Below are 19,273 nucleotides of genomic sequence, written 5' to 3' on the forward strand. Positions count from 1 at the left end.
GTTGTTGTGGGGTACTACAGCGCAGCGCTTATTGCGCGCTTATCGGCGTTTATTGACGGCCCTCGCCGTGGCCCAGCACGACGTACTTCAGCGAGGTCAACCCTTCGAGACCGACCGGGCCGCGCGCGTGCAGCTTGTCGTTCGAAATGCCGATCTCCGCGCCGAGACCGAACTCGAAGCCGTCGGCGAAACGCGTCGACGCATTGACCATCACGCTCGCCGAATCGACTTCGCGCAGGAAGCGCATCGCGCGGTCGTGGTCTTCGGTGACGATCGCGTCGGTGTGCTGCGAGCTGTACGTGTTGATGTGCTCGATCGCCGCGTCGAGGTTGTCCACCACCTTGATCGCGAGCACCGGCGCGAGATATTCGGTGCGCCAGTCTTCCTCGGTCGCATCGACGAGGGGGCCGACGCCCGCATCGGCGAGCACCGCGCGCGCCGCCGCGTCGACGCGCAGCTCGACCTCTTTGTCGCGGTACAGCTTGCCGAGCGGCGGCAGCACTTCAGCCGCGATGCCGCGCGCGACCAGCAGCGTTTCCATCGTGTTGCAGGTGCCGTAACGGTGCGTCTTCGCGTTGTCGCAGACGTTCAGCGCCTTGGCGAGATCCGCGCGATCGTCGACGTAGACGTGGCAGATGCCGTCGAGGTGCTTGATCATCGGCACGCGCGCTTCGTTCATCAGACGCTCGATCAGGCTCTTGCCGCCGCGCGGCACGATCACGTCGACGTATTCGGTCATCGTGATCAGCTTGCCGACCGCCGCGCGATCCGCGGTCGCGACCACCTGCACCGCGTCCTGCGGCAGACCGGCCGCTTCGAGCCCCTCGCCGATCAGCTTCGCGAGCGCGGTATTGCATTCGAGCGCTTCCGAGCCGCCGCGCAGGATGGTGGCGTTGCCCGACTTCAGACACAGCGCGGCCGCGTCGATCGTCACGTTCGGGCGCGACTCGTAGATGATGCCGATCACGCCGAGCGGCACGCGCATCTGGCCGACCTGGATACCGCTCGGCCGGTACTTGAGGTTGCTGATTTCGCCGATCGGATCGGCCAGCGCCGCGACCTGGCGCAGCCCCTCGACCATCGTCTTCAGCGCCTTGTCCGACAGCGTCAAACGGTCGATGAACGCGGCGTCATGGCCCTTGCCGCGGGCGCGTTCGAGGTCGCGCGCGTTGGCCGCCTTCAGCAGTTCCGCATCGCGCTCGATCGCCTCGGCGACAGCCGCAAGCGCCGCATTCTTCGCGGCGGTCGACGCCCGCGCCATCGCGCGCGAAGCCTGGCGGGCGCGCCGGCCGAGGTCGGTCATGTACTGGTCGATATCCATGGTCATTCTCATGATGCCCCGCACTTTGGCGTGCGGTGGTCGGTCGGGATTAGCGAAAGATCAAGCGATTGTAAGTCGGGGACACGGGCTTTGCTTGCGGCAGCGGCGCGCAGCGCGTGTCGGTGTGGCGGTTTTGCCGGGGTTTTGCGTGGCCGTTGTGCCTGGCTATCGTGCCGCCCGCGATCGGCCGATCACAGGCCAATGACGGGCAAAACGTAGTGGTCGGAACGAGCGGCGAACTGCAGTGATTACGTCTGCCAGTCCCGCCTACCCATGCCATCCGGCGCTGCAAAGCTTGCGCGGGACATCGAGCATCGATCGAACTTCGCACGTCGGCGCCGACCGGACTCGTCACCCTGCCCGGCCTCGCGCCGCACTTCACACTGGCCGTCGCGTCGGCGCGGCAGCGGAAGCCCGAGGTCGTGGCGGCGGCACCGCCGGCCCCGCCGACGGTTTCGGCGCAGCCACCGCCATCGCGAGTTCGAACAGGCCATCCCACGGATCGGGCGGCGGATCGTTGCGATGATTGCCCGGCGTGCCGCCCGACAAGCCCTTCACCTGGCGGTCGAGCCGCGCCGCCAGCGCGAGCGCCTTCTCCAGCGCCGCCTCGTTGACGCGCGACAGCGCCGGCCCGATCAGCCGTTCGCGCGGACCCCACACGCGGTTCTCGCGCGTCAGCATGGCGAGCGGCTTGCCCGCCGCGACGCCGCGCTTGATCCGCAGCAGCGTGCGCACTTCTTCGACGACCGCCCACAGCACCAGCACCGCGGCCTCGCCTTCGCCGCGCAGCCCGTCGAGCATGCGCGCGAGCCGGCCGACGTCGCCCGCGAGCATCGCCTCGTTGAGCTTGAACACGTCGTAACGCGCGACGTTCAGCACCGCGTCCTGCACCTGATCGAAGGAGAGCGTGCCGCTCGGATACAGCAGCCCGAGCTTCTGGATTTCCTGATGCGCGGCGAGCAGATTGCCTTCGACGCGCTCGGCGATAAACGCGAGCGCGCGCCGCCCTTCTTCGCCGGCCGCGACGCGCTGCCCCTGCGCCGCGAGCCGCTGGCCGACCCAGTTCGGCAATTGCGCGCGCTCGACCGGATCGATTTTCAGCGCGACGCCGGCATCGGCGAGCGCGATGAACCACGCGGACTTCTGCGTGGTGGCGTCCAGACGTGGCAGCGTGATCATCGTCAGCACGTCGTCGTTGACGGCGGCCGCGAGCGCCTTCAGCGCGTCCGCGCCTTCCTTGCCCGGCTTACCCGACGGAATGCGCAACTCGACCAGTTGACGATCGCCGAACAGCGACATCGACTGACTCGCGCCGAGCAGCGAACTCCAGTCGAAGCCGCGCTCGACCGTGAACACCGAGCGGTCGGTAAAGCCCGCCGCGCGCGCGGCCGCGCGGATGCGGTCGCAGGCTTCCTGCGCGAGCAGGTGCTCGTCGCCGTACACGACGTACAGGCCGGCGAGACCCTTGGCGAGATGCGCTTCGAGCGCGTCAGGTCGCAGTTGCATGGCTGGCGGTTGGCGCGATGGATGAAGTACGGTGAATCACGAACACGCGACGCTCACAGCGGCGGCGGCGGCAGCGGCGCGCGCGGCGCAACGGCCGGCGTCGTCTCGCCCGGCGCGGGATGCAGCGAGCGCACCGCGCCGAGGCGGCGGATCAGCTGATCGATCGCGTCGTTTTCCATGTCCGCGAACAGGATGTCGGACTCGGCGGCCTTGGCCTGCGAATACTGGTCGCTATAAGTCATCGCGCGATTCAGCGCGATCACGCTGCCTGGAATCAGCACGGTGCCGTCCTTGCCGGTCAGCGTGTAGGTCATCTGCAGATTCAGCTGATACTCGGCGACCACGCCCAGCGAATTCAGCGTCAGCGTGCTGGTGTTGCGGTTCTGCGAAATCTGCAGGAGCGCGTCGGCATTGGCGGGCGAACTGACCACCACGGTATCGCTGCCACCCTGCACCATGCGCGTAAGGCGCGCGATCGCCGCGGGCGAACCGCCCGACACGTAAAGGCGCTTGAACGGATAGTCCTGCTGGCCGCGCAACTGGAAGCCGCAGGCCGACAACATCATTACGCTGCAAGCGAGCGTCAAAAACGATCTGCGAGTCACATTCGCTCCCGGTTCGCAGTGGATTCGCAGTGCCGACGAACGCCGCCGCATGTGGGCGGCGTCCGGTTTGCCGACACGATGGCGTGGTCCGTCAAACGACCACGTTCACGAGACGGCCCGGCACCACGATGATCTTCTTCGGCGCCTTGCCTTCGCTGAACTTGGCGACCATTTCGTGCGCGGCCGCCTGCTGTTCGATCGCTTCGCGCGACGCGTCCTTCGCCACCGTGATCGCGCCGCGCACCTTGCCGTTGACCTGCAGCACGAGTTCGATCTCGGCCTGCTCCAGCGCCTTCTCGTCGACCTTCGGCCACGGCGCGTCGAGCAGCGTGCCGAATTCGTCAGCGAAACCGAGTTCCTGCCACAGCTGGAAGGTCAGGTGCGGGACGACCGGGTACAGCACGCGCAGCATCACGCCGTAGGTTTCACGCAGCACGGCCGGTTGCGCGCCCTTCGCGCTGTCGAGCGCGTTGAGCATCTTCATCGCGGCCGACACCACCGTGTTGTACTGCAGACGCTGATAGTCGAAGTCGGCCTGCTTCAGCACGCTATAGATTTCGCGGCGCAACACCTTGTCGGTTTCGCTGAATTGCGCGGCGTCGAGCGTACCGCCCGCGCGCAGCACGGCTTCATTCGCGGAACCGAAATTCCACACGCGACGCAGGAAGCGGCTCGCGCCTTCGACGCCCGAACCCGACCATTCGAGCTGCTGCTCGGGCGGTGCCGCGAACATCACGAACAGACGCGCGGTGTCCGCGCCGTGCTGGTCGATCAGCATCTGCGGGTCGACGCCGTTGTTCTTCGACTTCGACATCTTCTCGACGCCGCCGAGCACGACCGGCTGGCCGTCCGCGTTCAGCACCGCGCCGACCGGACGGCCCTTGTCGTCGAACGACACGGTGACGTCCGCCGGGTTGTACCAGGTCTTCTTGCCCGCGTCGTTTTCGCGGTAATAGGTTTCGTTGAGCACCATGCCCTGGGTGAGCAGGTTCTTCGCCGGTTCGCCGAACTTCACGAGGCCGAGGTCGCGCATCACCTTCGCCCAGAAGCGCGAGTACAGCAGGTGCAGGATCGCGTGCTCGATGCCGCCGATGTACTGATCCATCGGCGCCCAGTAGTCGGTGCGCTCGTCGACCATCGTCTTCGCATCCGGCGACGCATAGCGGTAGAAGTACCACGACGAATCGACGAAGGTGTCCATCGTGTCGGTTTCGCGCTTCGCCGCGCCGCCGCAGGTCGGGCAGGAGCAGTTCACGAACGCTTCGGACTTCGCGAGCGGATTGCCCGTACCGTCCGGCACGAGGTCTTCCGGCAGCACGACCGGCAGATCCTTCTCCGGCACCGGCACGTCACCGCACTTCGGGCAGTGGATGATCGGAATCGGCGTGCCCCAGTAACGCTGGCGCGACACGCCCCAGTCACGCAGACGCCACGTGATCTGCTTGTCGCCGAGGCCGAGTTCCTTCAGATCGCCGGCGATCCGGTCGACCGCTGCTTCATACGCAAGACCGTCGTACTTGCCGCTGTTCACCAGCGTGCCGGTCTTCTCGCCGTACCACTCTGCCCAAGCTTCCGTCGAGAATGCCTTGCCTTCGACCGCCACCACCTGTTTGATCGGCAGACCGTATTTCTTCACGAACGCGAAGTCGCGCTCGTCGTGCGCCGGCACGCCCATCACCGCGCCTTCGCCGTAGCTCATCAGCACGTAGTTGCCGATCCACACTTCGACCTGTTCCTGCGTCAGCGGATGCGTGACGTAAAAGCCGGTGGCCATGCCCTTCTTTTCCATCGTCGCGACATCGGCTTCGGCCACACCGCCGCGCTTGCATTCGTCGATGAACGCCTGCAGTTCCGGCTTGTCCTGCGCGAGACGCGTGGCGAGCGGATGCTCGGCGGCGATCGCGCAGAAGGTCACGCCCATGATCGTGTCGGCGCGCGTGGTGAACACGCGCAGCAGCTTCTGTTCACCGTCGATTTCATACGGGAAGCCGAAGTTCACGCCGAAGCTCTTGCCGATCCAGTTCTGCTGCATGATCTTCACGCGCTCGGGCCAGCCGAGGCCGTCGAGATCGTTCAGCAGTTCGTCCGCGTACTGCGTGATGCGCATGTAGTACATCGGGATTTCACGCTTTTCGACGAGCGCGCCCGAGCGCCAGCCGCGCCCGTCGATCACCTGCTCGTTCGCGAGCACGGTCTGGTCGACCGGATCCCAGTTGACGGTGCCGGTTTTCTTGTACGCGATGCCCTTTTCGAGCATCTTCAGGAACAGCCACTGGTTCCACTTGTAGTAGTCCGGGCTGCAGGTCGCGACTTCGCGCGACCAGTCGATCGCGAGGCCCATCGACTGCATCTGCTTCTTCATGTAAGCGATGTTGTCGTAGGTCCACTGCGCGGGCGGCACGTTGTTGGCCATCGCCGCGTTTTCCGCCGGCATGCCGAACGCGTCCCAACCCATCGGCATCAGCACGTTGTAGCCGTTCATCCGCAGATAGCGGTACATCACGTCGTTGATCGTGTAATTGCGCACGTGGCCCATGTGCAGCTTGCCCGACGGATACGGCAGCATCGAGACGCAGTAGAACTTGGGCTTGTCGGTGGATTCCGTCGTCTTGTACGCGTCGATGGCGCGCCATTGCCCTTGCGCGGCGGCTTCGACGTCGGAGGGAACGTATTTTTCGTGCATGGTGTGATGGGATCGCTAGGTTCGGTGCTTTCGCACCGGCCTTGGTGCTCTGCAGAATGTAGTGGCGTCGTTTCCCCTTCGGCGGGGAAAGGGCTGATTATACCGTCCACGGACGGGCGCGCCGCGCGGCGTGGTGCGCGGCTGGCCGTGCCGGATCCGGCAACGCGGCGCGCGCGGCGGTGCTCGGGACGTCCGGTGGCGCTCAGTGTTGCGCGCCGGGCGGCGGCGGGTCCGTGACGAAGCCGATCCGTTCGAGCCCCGCCTGCTGCGCGGCCCCCATCACCTGCGCGATGACCTCGTAGCGCGTCGAACGCTCCGCGCGCAACTGGATTTCCGGCTGCTCCGATTGCTTGCCGGCCTTGGCGAAGCGCTCGCGCATCTGCGCGAGCGTGATCGGCTGGGCATTCCAGTAGAGCTGCCCAGCGCCGTCGATGGACAGTGCGATGGTTTGCGGGGTCTGACGCGCGGGGGCCGCCGCGACCTTCGGCAGGTCCAGCCGGATCGCGTGCGAAAACAGCGGCGCGGTGATGATGAAGATCACCAGCAGCACCAGCATCACGTCGATCAGCGGCGTCATGTTGATCTCGGCCATCGGCGCGGCCGTCTGCTTCTTCTCGAGTCCGCCGAATGCCATGTCGCCTCCTTGCGTCTGAGTCTGCTGGTGCGTTGCGGGTGCGCTGCGGATGTACTAGAGGTGCGTTACCTGGATCCGGTATTGCCGGCGCCACACGCGCGGGCCAGTCAGCGCTGCGTCTCGTGGGCCGAGGCCGGCTGCGCGCGCAATGGCGCCGGCGCGTGCTCGGCCGGTGCGCACACATAAGCGTGCAGATCGTGCGCGAAGCCGTCGAGTTCCTCGCACAACTGCCGCACCAGACGACCCAGCACGTTATACGCGAGCACCGCCGGAATCGCGACCACCAGACCAAATGCGGTCATGATCAGCGCCTCGCCGACCGGCCCGGCGACGTTCTCGATCTGCGCCTGCCCGCTCGCCGCGATGCTGCCGAGCGCGTGATAAATACCCCACACGGTGCCGAGCAGCCCGACGAACGGCGCAGTGCTGCCGACCGACGCCAACAGCACCTGGCCGAACTCGAGCCGCCGCTGCGATGCGTTGAGCGCCTGGCGCAGCGCCCGAAGCACGCGTTCGCTACGTTCGACACGCGCGAGCAGCGCACCCGGAATATCGACCTCGGCCGCATGCAGGGCCGCTTCGGCGAGCGGCACGAAAACGCGCTCGCGGTCGGTGCGGCGCAGGACGGCGACGCCTTCGGCGAGCGTCGGCGCCTGCCAGAAGCGCGCGATCGCCCGTGTGGCCTGGCGTTTCGCGCGCGTCAGAATCCAGCTCTTGACGATCAGAAAGCACCAGCTCGCAATCGACATGGCCAGCAGCACATATGCGACACCATGCGTGATCGCATCGCTGGTTTGCAGGTAATGGATGATGCCGCTGCTGCCTGCCATCTGACCTCGCCGTCGGAAAGTGACTTCGGAGGGCGCGCCGCCAAGGCGCGGCCCTGTTACGCCACGAGCCCGCTCAACGCAGGCCGAGCACGTCCTGCATGTCGAAGAAGCCGGTGTCGTGGCCTTCGAGGAAGCGTACCGCACGCAGCGCGCCTTGTGCATACGACAGACGGCTCGCCGATTTGTGGGTGATTTCGATGCGCTCGCCGATGCCCGCGAACAGCACCGTATGATCGCCGACGATGTCGCCGCCGCGAATCGCGGAGAAACCGATCGTCGACGGATCGCGCTCGCCCGTCACGCCTTCGCGGCCATAGACCGCGCAGTCGTCGAGCTTGCGGCCGAGCGCGTCGGCGATCACCTCGCCCATCGTCAGCGCGGTGCCGGACGGCGCGTCGACCTTGTGGCGATGATGCGCCTCGATGATCTCGATGTCGTAGCCGGTCGAAAACTGTTTGGCCGCGTATTCGAGCAGCTTCAGCGTGACGTTCACGCCGACGCTCATGTTCGACGCGAAGACCACGCCGACCTTCTCCGCCGCCGCGCGCAACTGCGTCTTCTGGGCGTTGTCGAAGCCGGTGGTGCCGATCACCATTTTCACGTTGTGGCGCTGCGCGGCTTCGAGGTGTTTCAGCGTCGCGTCGGGGCGCGTGAAGTCGATCAGGTAGTCGGATTCGGCGAACACGCGCTCGATGTCGTCGGACAGCAGCACGCCGGTCTGCTTGCCGAGAAGCGCGCCGGCGTCCTGGCCCAGCTGCGCGGCGCCGGTACGGCAAAGCGCGCCGGACAACGTCGCGTCGCTATCGTTGAGAACGGTTTCGATCAGCATGCGGCCCATACGGCCCGATGCGCCAGCAATGGCAATTTTCATGACGGTGAGGATTCGAAAAGACACAACCGGGGATGGCCCCCGGCAAACGCGGCTCGGCACGCGCGCCGGCACAGACGGTCGGGCGCACGCGATCCGGCAAATTCGGATCGAGCAGCGCGCGGCAGCGGCAGCGCACGCTCGGGTGATGCTTTCGGCGGGCGAGCAAGACGGAGCGCTGACCCGGTGTACCTGGCTTAACTGGCCGACCCGGCCCGCCCGATTGACGCGGCTGTCGGCCCATGCGGCCAACTCGAGCGCCATTCACGCGAGCGACCCATACAGTCAGTCGATCCAGCCGGCACACTCGCGGCACCGCTTCAGGCGGCCCGGCGACCAACCGGCACAGGCAATTCCGGCGCAGGCAATTCGCTTAAGCAAATTGCCCCAAGCAAATAACTACTCCAGCACCTGGCTCAGGCCCTACCCCGCCGCGACCCGCAGCGAGACAAATGCAAATCCGGCGGGCGCGCTCATCGCGCGCCCCGCCTTACAGCACGGACAACAGGCTCACTCGCCCGAGTTCGACGACGAACCGGTTGCCGGCGCGGTCAACGGCGCGTTCAGCGTCGGGCCGCTCTGCGAACCGGTCGGGCCGACCGGATTGTTCCCGGTGGACGGAGTCGGCGGCGCCGGACGATGGAACTGGAATTGCGGCTGGCCGCCGCTCGTCGGACCTTGCGTCGGAATCCCGCCGGCGTTCGCTCGCGGCGCGCTCGAACGCACGGACGACGGACCGTTCGATGACGACGACACCGCGTTGGTCGCGCGATTGGCGGCCTGAGCCGCTTCAGCGTTGGCGTCCGTGGACGGCGTGGCGACCTGCGCGGCACCCTCGACCGACGGCGAGCGGGTCGTGTCGATCTGCGCCGGAGCGGCTGCGGCGGCGGCTGCGGCGGCGTCGCTGGCGGCCACGGCATTCGCGGCCTCGGCGGCGCTCGTTGCGCGCACTGGCGCCGCATTCGGCCGACGGCCACGACGATCGCCGTCGATTTCAGCCAGCAATTCGAGATTGCTCGGCAGATCCTCGCCGCCCGTCCAGTGGCTCACGATATCGCCCGAGAAGAACACGACGAAGTCGCGCTGCTGCACGATCGATGTCGAGCCGCGCTTGAAATAGAACACGTAATCCCAGCGATCCGCGTGGAACATGTCGGTCAGCAGCGGCGTGCCGAGCAGCTGGCGCACCTGCGCGCGCGACATGCCGACCTTCATCTGGTTGGCCATTTCCTGCGAGACGAAATTGCCTTGCACGACCGTAATCCGGTACGGCGTAATACGTTGGGCGATCCGCTGGGTGAGGCTGTCGTACGTGGAACATCCGGCAAGAACCGCGACAGTCGCAACAGCGATCAAGGTACCCCGCATGCGGCTCCCCCGGTAAATCAGTTGAGATTTAGAAATCATTTCACTCACCGTGCGGGCCCTCTCACGGGCCGCGCTCATTCCATCGAAGATGACCAGAACGGCAAAAACACATTACTATGAGAGCCCAGCATTGTACTCTAGGGATCCCTTGTCATGACCAATCCAACCGATCTCAAGAATATCGGGCTCAAGGCGACCCTTCCGCGCCTCAAAATCCTTGAGATTTTTCAGCATAGCCCGGTGCGTCACCTGACCGCCGAAGACGTGTACCGCAACCTCCTGCACGAAGAACTCGATATCGGCCTCGCCACCGTGTATCGCGTGCTGACGCAATTCGAGCAGGCCGGCCTGCTTTCGCGCAGCAACTTCGAATCGGGCAAGGCGGTGTTCGAACTGAACGAGGGGTCGCACCACGACCACCTCGTGTGCCTCGATTGCGGTCTGGTCGAAGAATTTTTCGACCCCGAAATCGAGAGCCGTCAGCAGTCCATTGCGAAGGAGCGCGGCTTCAAGCTGCAGGAACACGCGCTGGCGCTGTATGGGGCGTGTACTAAGGAGAATTGCCCGCATCGCAAGCACTGATGCGTCACTGGCCGCGCGGGAGCTAGCGGCCAGGCAATCGGAAAAGGCCCGGCCCGATGAAAATCGGCCGGGCCTTTTTGTTGCTGCATCTTGTTACTGCAAATTGTTGCTGGATTTGTTGCCGGCTGTGTCGCGAGAGGGTGAAGGCTCACGACCACAGCCTTGCCGCTAGGCCAGCACCTCGACACCCGCCTCGAACGCCAGCTGCACCGAGGCCTCAAGTTGCAATTCGTCACAATTCGGCACATCGCCGCCACGATCGACCACGACGAAATCGCTGATGCGATCGAGTGCGAGCAGCGGATGGTGCCAGACCCCTTTCGCGTAGTTGACGCCTTGCCACGCGTCGGTCCAGAACGCGCGCAGGGCCGTCGGATCGAACTCGCCGGCCGGCGCGACCACCACCAGATAGCGCCCCGCCTGTAATGGAATGAAAGCCTGGCTGCCCAGCGGATGGCGCTCCATCATCGCGATCTCGACCGGCAACGCGCGCGGCTGCGCGCGAAACAGGTTGATCAGCGGCCGGCCGCCCTGCTCGGTCACGTCGACGCGCGCGAGATCGTGATACCGCTCGGTCGTGCCGCCATTGATCGGAAAATGACGCGCGCCGTCGAGCTCGATCACGTCGCCGAACGGCGCGAACGCGGCGCGCGTCAGGCGTTCCACCTGCAAGATCTTCATCTGCGCCGCTCCATCAGACGACCTCGCCCCACAGGCGCAGACGCGACACGCCGCCGTCGGGGAAGATGTTGAACCGCACGTGCGTGACCGGCCCGAGCGCCGTGAGGTCGTCGGCGAACGTGTGCACATGATCCATCTGCAGCTTCTGTTCGCCGAGCAGCACCGGCCAGAACATCGCCTGCGTGACCAGCGAGTCGTCGGTGCCGCCCGTCACGTAAGCCGCCTGCAACGAACAGCGGTCCGGGAAATTGCCCTTGAAGTGCGCGGTATCGACCTCGACCCTGCGGATCACGCCCGGCCGCGCGAGCGCGACGATCGCCCAATCGTTGCCCGGCTCGCGACGGCGCCGGGTTTCCCAGCCGTCGCCCATGTTGACGCCGCGGCCCGGCATCAGCATCTGCGAGGCCGCGCCGAAATGCTGGTTGTTCGCGCCGACGAGGTACGCACCGTTTTCGATCGCCGCGAGATCGAGCAGCGTGCCGCGCTCGACGCGGCTCCAGTCGCGCTGCGGCTGGCCGTACACGCGCAGACGCGCGAGCCCGCCGTCCGGATACAGGTTCACGCGCAGATGCGTGAACGGCCGCGCGTCGCTCACTTCGATGTAGTGATGCTGGTTGCCCTGCAGCGTGGTGGCCGGCACCAGCTCCTGCCAGTCGGTCTGCTCGGGCGGAATCTCGGCGTCGACATGGCAGGCGTCGATCGAAGCGGCCGGCGGGAAATTGCCGGTGAAGTGGCTGGTATCGAGATCGACACCGTGCACGACGCCCGGGCGCGCGAGACGGATCACGCAAAAGTCGTGGCCGGTCGTGCGCTTGCGACGGGTTTCCCAACCGTCCATCCACTTGCCGTGGTCGTCGTATTTGCCGGGGATGAACACCGCCGCCTGCGGCTCGAGCATGCGCTCCTTCGGCGCGAAGAATTCGTCGCTCGCGAGCAGCGCCTTGGCGCCGAGCCGCGGGTCGGCGAGATTCATGTAGCGGCGCGTGAAGGCAGGGGCGTTGGGGTCGAGAATCGGATTAGCCATGATGTCGGTCGATAAAGCCTGCAAAGAGTCCTGGGGAAGCCGGCGGCTCGGCAGCGGCCGCCGGCGTGGCGATCGCGTGTCGGCGCGACCGCCTGGAACGGGAAACTGAAAACGGCACAACGCAGGAACAGCGGAAAACAGAAAAGCGGGAACCTTGAAAAGCACGGAAAAGTGCAGCAAAGGGGCCAACGGTTAGTCCGGTCAGGCCAGACTCGCGGGCGGCCATCTGTCGTGGCCACTCACCGCGGCCGCCCGCCGTCAGGCCGGCGCGTGCTCGCCGCCGAGCGGCTCGGCCGCCGTGTCGTCGACTGCCGGCACGTAGCGCAGCGCCGCGTCGCGATTGAGCACCCGATGCGCGCGCGCCCTGTCGATGTCGTTCTCCCACACGGCGACCACCACCGTCGCGACGCAGTTGCCGATCAGGTTGGTCAACGCACGAGCGATACCGACGAACCAGTCGACCGGCAGGATCAGCACGAGGCCGAGCACGGGGATCGCCGGAATCGCCGACAGGGTCGCCGCGAGAATCACGATCGCCGAGCCCGGAATACCGTGCGCGCCCTTCGAGGTCACCAGCGACACCAGCACGACGACGATCAGGTCATGCATCGACAGCGGCGTATTGGTCGCCTGTGCGATGAAGATCACCGCGAGCGTCAGATAGATCGAAAAGCCGTCGAGGTTGAACGAGTAGCCGGTCGGAATCACGAGGCCGACCGTCGAATCCTTGACGCCCATCCATTCGAGCTTGCGCATGATCTGCGGCAGCACGGCGTCGGACGACGCGGTGCCGAGCACGATCGACAGTTCCTCGCGCAGGTAGCCGATCAGCTTGAAGATGTTGAAGCCCGCAAGCCGCATCACGATGCCGAGCACCACCACCACGAACACCACGCAGCTCGCATAGAACACCAGCACCAGCATGCCGAGCTGCTTGAGCGATTCGACGCCGTAGGTGCCGGTCGTGAATGCGATCGCGCCGAGCACGCCGAGCGGCGCGAGCTTGATGATGAAGCTCATCACGCGGAAGAACACCTGCGCCAATTCATCGATCAAACCGCTCACCCGCTGCGCGCGCTTGCCGAGCAGCGACAGCGCCGAGCCGAACAGCACCGAGAACACGAGGATCTGCAGGATGTCGCCGGTCGCGAACGCATTGAACGCGGTGTCGGGGATGATCTTCAGCAGGAAGGCCGCGGTGTCCTTCAGGCTCTTCGCGTTCTCGGTGTAGGTCGAGAGCGAAGCCGCGTCGAGCGAGTGCAGATTGATGTTCATGCCGACGCCGGGCCGCGTCGCATATGCGAGCACCGCGCCGATCACCAGCGCGATCGTCGTCATCACCTCGAAGTAGACGACCGCCTTCAGGCCGACGCGCCCGACCTTGCGCAGGTCGCCCGCATGCGCCATGCCGCTCACGACGACGCAGAACACGATCGGCCCGATCACCATCTTGATCAGCTTGAGGAAGCCGTCGCCGAGAGGACGCAACGACTGCGCGAAATGCGGAAAGGCGGCACCGAGCACGATGCCGACCACGAGCGCGATGACGACCCGCCCGAATAGCGAATTGAAGAACTTCAACACGGCTTCCTCCTGGTGACAGATATCTTTGGAATCACTTCTGTTCAGACTGGTCCGACCAGTACTGTTATGCCGAATAGTAGGAAGCCGATATAGTGGCGTCAAGGAATTGACGAACAGTGTTTACCCGTTGTTTTCGCGGCGATTTTCGGGCCAGATTCGGGATCCGCGACGCGATGTCGCACGGTGTGTCAAACCGCGTATAGAATTCCGGTCAGACCACGTCACCGAGCGAACCGTCATGAGAAACGTCCCGCATACCGTCACCGACGCGGCCATCGCGACCATTCGCGAGCGCATCGAAGCGGGCGTCTATCCGGTGGGCAGCCTGCTGCCGGCGCAGCGCCAGCTCTCGGACGAACTGTCGATCAGCCGCGCGTCGCTGCGCGAGGCGCTCTCCACGCTCGAAGCGCTCGGCCTGCTGATGATCCGCCCCGGCAAGGGCGTGTACGTCGAAAGCGCGCAGGCGAAGAACGCCCAGACATGGCGCTTCGCCGAGCAGTCGTCGCTGCCCGACACCTACCAGATGCGTTACGCGCTCGAAGGCTTCGTCGCGCGCATGGCGGTGCTCGCGGTCAGCAACGACGACCTCGCGTGGCTCGAAGACAACGTCACGGCGATGCAGAGCGCGCTCGCCGGCGACGAACTCGACGAAGCCGCGCGGCTCGACTACGAGTTCCACATGCGCATCGTCAGCATCGCCGGCAATGCGGCGATCGAGTCGATCCTGCGCAGCAGCGCGGAAATCATGAAGGAAAGCCAGCGGATGCCGTTCTATCGGCGCGAACGGGTGCTATCGACGTACGCCGAGCATCGCGCGATTCTGGACGCGCTGAAGGCGCGCGATTCGCTCGCCGCGGGCAAGGCGATCGAGACGCACATTTCGAACGCCGCGCAGCGCGCCGGCGTCTATTTCCCGACGCCGTAAGCCCTGAGCCGTAAGCGGCATGCCATCGGTGCCGCTCCCGCAGACGTGTAAAAGACATAAAAAAAAGCCGCTCCGAAGAGCGGCTTTTTCGTGCGGCGTGATACCCGAAAACTTACTTCGCGTTCGCGAGTGCGACAGCCGTGTCCAGCATGCGGTTCGAGAAGCCCCACTCGTTGTCGTACCAGCTCGACACCTTCACGAGACGGCCCGACACCTTGGTCAACGTTGCGTCGAACGTCGACGAAGCCGGGTTGTGGTTGAAGTCGATCGACACCAGCGGTGCGTCGTTGTAGCCGAGGATGCCCTTCAGCGCGCCCGTCGATGCTTCCTTCATGATCGCGTTGACTTCTTCGACGCTCGTGTCGCGCTTGGCGATGAACGACAGGTCGACGACCGACACGTTGATGGTCGGGACGCGAATCGCGTAGCCGTCCAGCTTGCCGTTCAGTTCCGGCAGCACGAGGCCGACCGCGGCAGCCGCACCCGTCTTCGTCGGGATCTGGCTATGCGTGGCCGAGCGTGCGCGGCGCAGGTCTTCGTGGTACACGTCGGTCAGCACCTGATCGTTCGTGTACGCGTGGATCGTCGTCATCAGACCGGTTTCGAGGCCGATCTTGTCGTTCAGCGGCTTGACCAGCGGTGCGAGACAGTTGGTCGTGCACGATGCGTTCGAGATCACCGTGTCCGATGCCTTCAGCACGTTGTGGTTCACGCCGTAGACGATCGTCGCGTCGACGTCCTTACCGCCCGGCGCCGAGATGATGACCTTCTTCGCGCCGCCCTTGATGTGCGCGCTCGCCTTTTCCTTGGTCGTGAAAAAGCCCGTGCACTCCAGCACGACGTCGACGCCCAGCTCGCCCCACGGCAGTTCGGCCGGGTTGCGGTTCGCCAGCACGCGGATCTTGTCGCCGTTCACGACGAGGTAGTCGCCGTCCACCGTCACTTCGCCCGGGAACTTGCCGTGCGCGGTGTCGTACTGCGTCAGGTGGGCGTTGGTCTTCGCATCGCCCAGATCGTTGATGGCAACGATTTCGATATCGTGCTTCTTGCCGTTTTCATAGAAGGCGCGCAGGGTATTGCGGCCGATCCGGCCGTAGCCGTTGATTGCGACGCGAATCGTCATGATTTATCTCCTGATGGCTAAAAAAACCTTTTTGTTCGTCCGACCGGCGGCGCTGCCGCGCGTCTGAAACCGACGCACGCGGCAACGCTCGACGCCGATCAGCCGAGTGCGGTCTTGACCGTCGCGACCACGTTCTCGACGGTGAAACCGAAATACTTGAACAGCACGCCTGCCGGAGCCGATTCGCCGAACGTGTCGATCCCGACCACGCCGCCTTCCAGACCCACGTACTTGCGCCAGAAATCCGTCACGCCCGCTTCGATCGCGACGCGGCGCACGCCATGCGGCAGCACGCGTTCGCGGTACTCGGCGTCCTGTTTGTCGAACACCGTGGTCGACGGCATCGACACCACACGTGCCGCGATGCCTTCACGCGCGAGCGGCTCGACGGCCTTCATCGCGAGTTCGACTTCCGAACCGGTGGCGATCAGGATGATCTTGCGCGCGACGATTTCCTCGTCCCAGTCGCGCAGCACGTAGCCGCCCTTCTCGATGTTGGCGATCTGCGCGTCGGTGCGTTCGTTGAACTGCAGGTTCTGACGGCTGAAGATCAGGCACGACGGACCTTCGTGCTCGATCGCATGGGTCCAGGCCACCGCGGTTTCGACCGTGTCGGCCGGACGCCACGTTTGCAGATTCGGGATCAGACGCAGGCTCGCGACGTGTTCGATCGACTGGTGGGTCGGGCCGTCTTCGCCGAGGCCGATCGAGTCGTGCGTGAACACGAAGATCGACTGCGACTTCATCAGCGCGGCGACGCGCAGCGCGTTGCGGCTGTAGTCCGAGAACGTCAGGAAGGTGCCGCCGAACGCCTTGTAGCCGCCATGCAGCGCGACGCCGTTGATCGCGGCGCTCATGCCGAATTCGCGCACGCCGTAGTTCACGTAGTTGCCGGCGGCACGGCCTTCGGCATTCACGCGCACCGGCTTGGCGGCCTTCCAGTTGGTCAGGTTCGAGCCGGTCAGGTCGGCGGAACCGCCGAGCAGTTCCGGCAGCACCGCCGACAGACCTTCGATGGCCTGCTGCGACGCCTTACGCGTCGCGACGGTTTCCGCGCGCTCGTTCGCGCCGGCGACGATGGCCTTCGCCTTCTCTTTCCAGTCGGCCGGCAGCTGCTTGTCGCTGCGGCGCTTGAATTCGGCTGCTTCCTGCGGGTACTTCGCCGCGTAGGCCGCGAACGCCTTGTCCCAGTCGGATTCGAAGCGCGCACCCGCTTCCTTCGCATCCCACGCCGCGTAGACTTCCTGCGGAATCACGAACGGCTCCCACTTCCAGCCGATCGCCTCGCGGGTTGCCGCGATTTCCTTGTCGCCGAGCGGCGAGCCGTGCGAGTCGTGCGAGCCGGCCTTGGTCGGCGCGCCTTCGCCGATCACGGTCTTGCAGCAGATCAGCGTCGGCTTGTCCGACTGCTTCGCCTGTTTGATCGCCGCGTCGACCGCGTCGACGTCATGGCCGACCACGTTCGGGATCACGTTCCAGCCGTACGCTTCGAAGCGCTTCGGCGTGTCGTCGTGGAACCAGTGCACCACTTCGCCGTCGATCGAGATGCCGTTGTCGTCGTAGAACGCGATCAGCTTGTTCAGCTTCAGCACGCCCGCGAGCGAGCAGGCTTCATGCGAGATGCCTTCCATCAGGCAGCCGTCGCCGACGAACACGTAGGTGTGGTGATCGACGATCTTCGCGTCGGGCTTGTTGAATTCGGTGGCGAGCAGCGACTCGGCGAGCGCCATGCCGACCGCGTTAGCGAGACCCTGGCCGAGCGGGCCAGTGGTGGTCTCGACGCCCGGCGTAATGCCGTATTCCGGGTGACCCGGCGTCTTCGAATGGAGCTGGCGGAAGTTCTTCAGCTCTTCCATCGGCAGGTCGTAGCCGGTCAGGTGCAGCAGCGAGTACAGCAGCATCGAGCCATGACCGTTCGACAGGACGAAGCGGTCGCGGTCGGCCCAATGCGGGTTCTTCGGGTTATGGCGCAGATGACGCGACCACAGGGCGACGCCGATTTCGGCCATGCCCATCGGCATGCCGGGGTGACCGGAATTGGCCTTTTGAACGGCGTCCATGGACAACGCGCGGATTGCGTTGGCCATCAGGGAAGTGGGTGCGGGAGACGGGGTCGTCATGTCGAGTCCGGAGACAGAGTCAGAAGGCAGTGCGCGCTTGAGGCCCGGAAGCTCGGCCGCCAGTTCGCTTCGGCGCACGATGCGGCGCCGGAAGACGCGAAACGGGCAGAGCAAACGGACAAGGCTGAAAGCGTCACATTCTAGCAGAAGGTTAACCCCGAGCCGCCCGGAAAGCCGCCCAGCCGCCTGTTTCGGTGCGGTTCAGTGTGGTCCGGCGCACGCGGCCGGGTGGTTCAGCGCACGCGGCCGGGCGCGGGCGCGCCGCGGCCTCTACAATTCGGGCACCTGCTCCCGCCACGCTCCCGACCGAGCCCGTCCGCCGTGAATCCGCCCCTGCTGTTCCAGCCCAGTCCCGATGCCGTCTACGGCTTTCCGCGCGCGCGCCTCGTCGAGCGTGTCGAGTCGCGTTATCAGACCATCGAAATCTGGGACACGCCGCAGCTCGGTGCGCTGTTCACGCTCGACGGCCGGCCGATGACCTCCGCCGGCGACGAATTCATCTATCACGAGTGCATGGTGCATCCGGCCGCGCTCGCGCATCCGGCGCCGCGCGCGGCGCTCGTGCTCGGCGGCGGCGATGGCGGCGCCGCGCGGCAGTTGCTGAAGCATCCGGGCATCGAGCGCATCGTCGTCGCGGAGCTGGATGCCGAAGTCGTGCGCCTCACGCGCCAGTATCTGCCCGACGTGCAGGGCGGTGCGTTCGACGATCCGCGCGTCGAACTGGTGATCGGCGATGCGGCGGATTATGTCGCGGCGCTGGCGGCGGCCACGGCGACCGATGCACCCGCGAACACGACGACGAAAATCGCGGCAGCCGCACCGGGCGCAGCACGCGAAGGAACGCCCCAGCCCGCCTCCGCCACGCCACCCGAAGCCCCCCGCTTCGACCTCGTCGTGTTCGATCTGACGCCGCCCGATTCGCCCGCCGCCGGCCTCTACACGCCCGCCTTCTACGCGCAACTGAAGCGCGTGCTGAGCGCCGACGCCGCGCTGTCGCTGCATCTGGGCTCGCCGTATTTCCACGCGCCGCGCATCGCCGGCCTGCTCGACGATCTGCGCGCGAGCTTCGCGCACGTGCGCATGCTGAGCACCTTCGTGCCGCTATACGGCTCGCTGTGGACGATGGCGATCGCCAGCGCCACGCTCGACCCCGCCGCGCTCACCGCCACCACGCTCGCCGAACGCGTCGCCGCGCGCGGGATCGACTCGCTACGGCACTACGAACCGGCCCTGCATGCGGGGCTATTCTCGGCAACGCGGTCGGTGCGCGATAAACTGAGCCCATTGCCGAAGCTATCCCGTTGAGGCTATCCCGTAGCGCGTGAAGCCACGGTGAGATCCGGTTCGAGCGATGCCGCCATGCGGCCGCCGGACCCGACTCTCAGCCAGCGTTGCGCCCACCCACGAAATCCGGAGAAC

Annotated in this window: 16 protein-coding genes; 3 read left to right on the top strand and 13 right to left on the bottom strand. The window is 65.6% G+C overall.

Annotation, left to right across the window (positions count from 1 at the left end; genetic code table 11):
- Window positions 1–49 precede the first annotated feature (49 nt).
- From HHL14_RS22780 to HHL14_RS22815, 8 genes are all read right to left on the bottom strand, one after another.
- A complete protein-coding gene (locus HHL14_RS22780; RefSeq protein WP_169499865.1) occupies window positions 50–1,321 on the bottom strand; it encodes a glutamate-5-semialdehyde dehydrogenase in 1,272 nt (423 codons plus the stop codon).
- A 378-nt stretch (window positions 1,322–1,699) separates the two neighbouring features.
- Window positions 1,700–2,827, bottom strand: a complete 1,128-nt coding sequence (gene holA, locus HHL14_RS22785; RefSeq protein WP_169499866.1) for a DNA polymerase III subunit delta — start codon at window positions 2,825–2,827, stop codon at window positions 1,700–1,702.
- 53 nt (window positions 2,828–2,880) lie between these two features.
- Window positions 2,881–3,432: an LPS-assembly lipoprotein LptE gene (locus HHL14_RS22790; RefSeq protein ID WP_329601717.1), complete on the bottom strand. Its 552-nt coding sequence runs from the start codon at window positions 3,430–3,432 to the stop codon at window positions 2,881–2,883.
- A 91-nt stretch (window positions 3,433–3,523) separates the two neighbouring features.
- A complete protein-coding gene (gene leuS / locus HHL14_RS22795) occupies window positions 3,524–6,115 on the bottom strand; it encodes a leucine--tRNA ligase (protein ID WP_169499867.1) in 2,592 nt (863 codons plus the stop codon).
- A gap of 202 nt (window positions 6,116–6,317) precedes the next feature.
- Window positions 6,318–6,749, bottom strand: a complete 432-nt coding sequence (locus tag HHL14_RS22800; RefSeq protein ID WP_169499868.1) for an ExbD/TolR family protein — start codon at window positions 6,747–6,749, stop codon at window positions 6,318–6,320.
- A gap of 107 nt (window positions 6,750–6,856) precedes the next feature.
- Entirely contained in the window at window positions 6,857–7,579 is a 723-nt protein-coding gene (locus HHL14_RS22805) for a MotA/TolQ/ExbB proton channel family protein (RefSeq protein ID WP_169499869.1), read from the bottom strand.
- A gap of 73 nt (window positions 7,580–7,652) precedes the next feature.
- Entirely contained in the window at window positions 7,653–8,450 is a 798-nt protein-coding gene (gene dapB, locus HHL14_RS22810; protein ID WP_169499870.1) for a 4-hydroxy-tetrahydrodipicolinate reductase, read from the bottom strand.
- A 507-nt stretch (window positions 8,451–8,957) separates the two neighbouring features.
- Window positions 8,958–9,815, bottom strand: coding sequence for an outer membrane protein assembly factor BamE (locus HHL14_RS22815; protein WP_169499871.1), 858 nt, complete (start codon window positions 9,813–9,815; stop codon window positions 8,958–8,960).
- Window positions 9,816–9,968: 153 nt separating this feature from the next.
- On the opposite strand from HHL14_RS22815, the gene fur reads away from it, so the two are divergent.
- Window positions 9,969–10,397 (top strand): ferric iron uptake transcriptional regulator, encoded by a 429-nt coding sequence (fur, locus tag HHL14_RS22820; RefSeq protein ID WP_169499872.1) that lies wholly within the window; start codon window positions 9,969–9,971, stop codon window positions 10,395–10,397.
- Between the two features lie 168 nt (window positions 10,398–10,565).
- Here the strand turns inward: fur and HHL14_RS22825 are convergent, their stop codons facing one another.
- The 3 genes from HHL14_RS22825 to HHL14_RS22835 all read right to left on the bottom strand — a co-directional run bounded on the left by HHL14_RS22825 (window position 10,566) and on the right by HHL14_RS22835 (window position 13,686).
- Entirely contained in the window at window positions 10,566–11,078 is a 513-nt protein-coding gene (locus HHL14_RS22825) for an ureidoglycolate lyase (RefSeq protein WP_169499873.1), read from the bottom strand.
- Between the two features lie 13 nt (window positions 11,079–11,091).
- Window positions 11,092–12,102: an allantoicase gene (alc, locus tag HHL14_RS22830; protein WP_169499874.1), complete on the bottom strand. Its 1,011-nt coding sequence runs from the start codon at window positions 12,100–12,102 to the stop codon at window positions 11,092–11,094.
- A 258-nt stretch (window positions 12,103–12,360) separates the two neighbouring features.
- On the bottom strand, window positions 12,361–13,686 hold the full coding sequence (locus tag HHL14_RS22835; RefSeq protein ID WP_169499875.1) for a C4-dicarboxylate transporter DctA: 1,326 nt from the start codon (window positions 13,684–13,686) through the stop codon (window positions 12,361–12,363).
- 238 nt (window positions 13,687–13,924) lie between these two features.
- Between HHL14_RS22835 and HHL14_RS22840 the strand changes: the two genes are divergently transcribed.
- Entirely contained in the window at window positions 13,925–14,611 is a 687-nt protein-coding gene (locus tag HHL14_RS22840) for a FadR/GntR family transcriptional regulator (RefSeq protein ID WP_169499876.1), read from the top strand.
- A 112-nt stretch (window positions 14,612–14,723) separates the two neighbouring features.
- Here HHL14_RS22840 and gap read toward each other — a convergent pair whose 3' ends face one another.
- Both gap and tkt read right to left on the bottom strand, forming a co-directional pair.
- Window positions 14,724–15,734, bottom strand: coding sequence for a type I glyceraldehyde-3-phosphate dehydrogenase (gap, locus tag HHL14_RS22845; RefSeq protein WP_169499877.1), 1,011 nt, complete (start codon window positions 15,732–15,734; stop codon window positions 14,724–14,726).
- Between the two features lie 98 nt (window positions 15,735–15,832).
- The gene (gene tkt / locus HHL14_RS22850) at window positions 15,833–17,854 is read right to left on the bottom strand and encodes a transketolase (protein WP_169499878.1); all 2,022 of its coding nucleotides are present in this window, start codon (window positions 17,852–17,854) and stop codon (window positions 15,833–15,835) included.
- A 321-nt stretch (window positions 17,855–18,175) separates the two neighbouring features.
- Here tkt and speE point away from each other — a divergent pair, with 321 nt between their 5' ends.
- Window positions 18,176–19,159: a spermidine synthase gene (gene speE / locus HHL14_RS22855; protein ID WP_169499879.1), complete on the top strand. Its 984-nt coding sequence runs from the start codon at window positions 18,176–18,178 to the stop codon at window positions 19,157–19,159.
- The last annotated feature ends 114 nt before the right edge of the window (window positions 19,160–19,273 follow it).

Origin of the sequence: Paraburkholderia antibiotica, from assembly GCF_012927125.1 — a bacterium.
Lineage (GTDB): Bacteria > Pseudomonadota > Gammaproteobacteria > Burkholderiales > Burkholderiaceae > Paraburkholderia > Paraburkholderia antibiotica.

What these genes read in the sequence shown, in the direction of transcription:
- HHL14_RS22780 (WP_169499865.1), bottom strand. Translation starts at nt 1,321, where the DNA reads ATGGATATCGACCAGTACATGACCGACCTCGGCCGGCGCGCCCGCCAG.
- HHL14_RS22840 (WP_169499876.1), top strand. Translation starts at nt 13,925, where the DNA reads ATGAGAAACGTCCCGCATACCGTCACCGACGCGGCCATCGCGACCATT.
- holA (WP_169499866.1), bottom strand. Translation starts at nt 2,827, where the DNA reads ATGCAACTGCGACCTGACGCGCTCGAAGCGCATCTCGCCAAGGGTCTC.
- HHL14_RS22815 (WP_169499871.1), bottom strand. Translation starts at nt 9,815, where the DNA reads ATGCGGGGTACCTTGATCGCTGTTGCGACTGTCGCGGTTCTTGCCGGA.
- leuS (WP_169499867.1), bottom strand. Translation starts at nt 6,115, where the DNA reads ATGCACGAAAAATACGTTCCCTCCGACGTCGAAGCCGCCGCGCAAGGG.
- gap (WP_169499877.1), bottom strand. Translation starts at nt 15,734, where the DNA reads ATGACGATTCGCGTCGCAATCAACGGCTACGGCCGGATCGGCCGCAAT.
- fur (WP_169499872.1), top strand. Translation starts at nt 9,969, where the DNA reads ATGACCAATCCAACCGATCTCAAGAATATCGGGCTCAAGGCGACCCTT.
- HHL14_RS22825 (WP_169499873.1), bottom strand. Translation starts at nt 11,078, where the DNA reads ATGAAGATCTTGCAGGTGGAACGCCTGACGCGCGCCGCGTTCGCGCCG.
- alc (WP_169499874.1), bottom strand. Translation starts at nt 12,102, where the DNA reads ATGGCTAATCCGATTCTCGACCCCAACGCCCCTGCCTTCACGCGCCGC.
- tkt (WP_169499878.1), bottom strand. Translation starts at nt 17,854, where the DNA reads ATGACGACCCCGTCTCCCGCACCCACTTCCCTGATGGCCAACGCAATC.
- dapB (WP_169499870.1), bottom strand. Translation starts at nt 8,450, where the DNA reads ATGAAAATTGCCATTGCTGGCGCATCGGGCCGTATGGGCCGCATGCTG.
- HHL14_RS22800 (WP_169499868.1), bottom strand. Translation starts at nt 6,749, where the DNA reads ATGGCATTCGGCGGACTCGAGAAGAAGCAGACGGCCGCGCCGATGGCC.
- HHL14_RS22805 (WP_169499869.1), bottom strand. Translation starts at nt 7,579, where the DNA reads ATGGCAGGCAGCAGCGGCATCATCCATTACCTGCAAACCAGCGATGCG.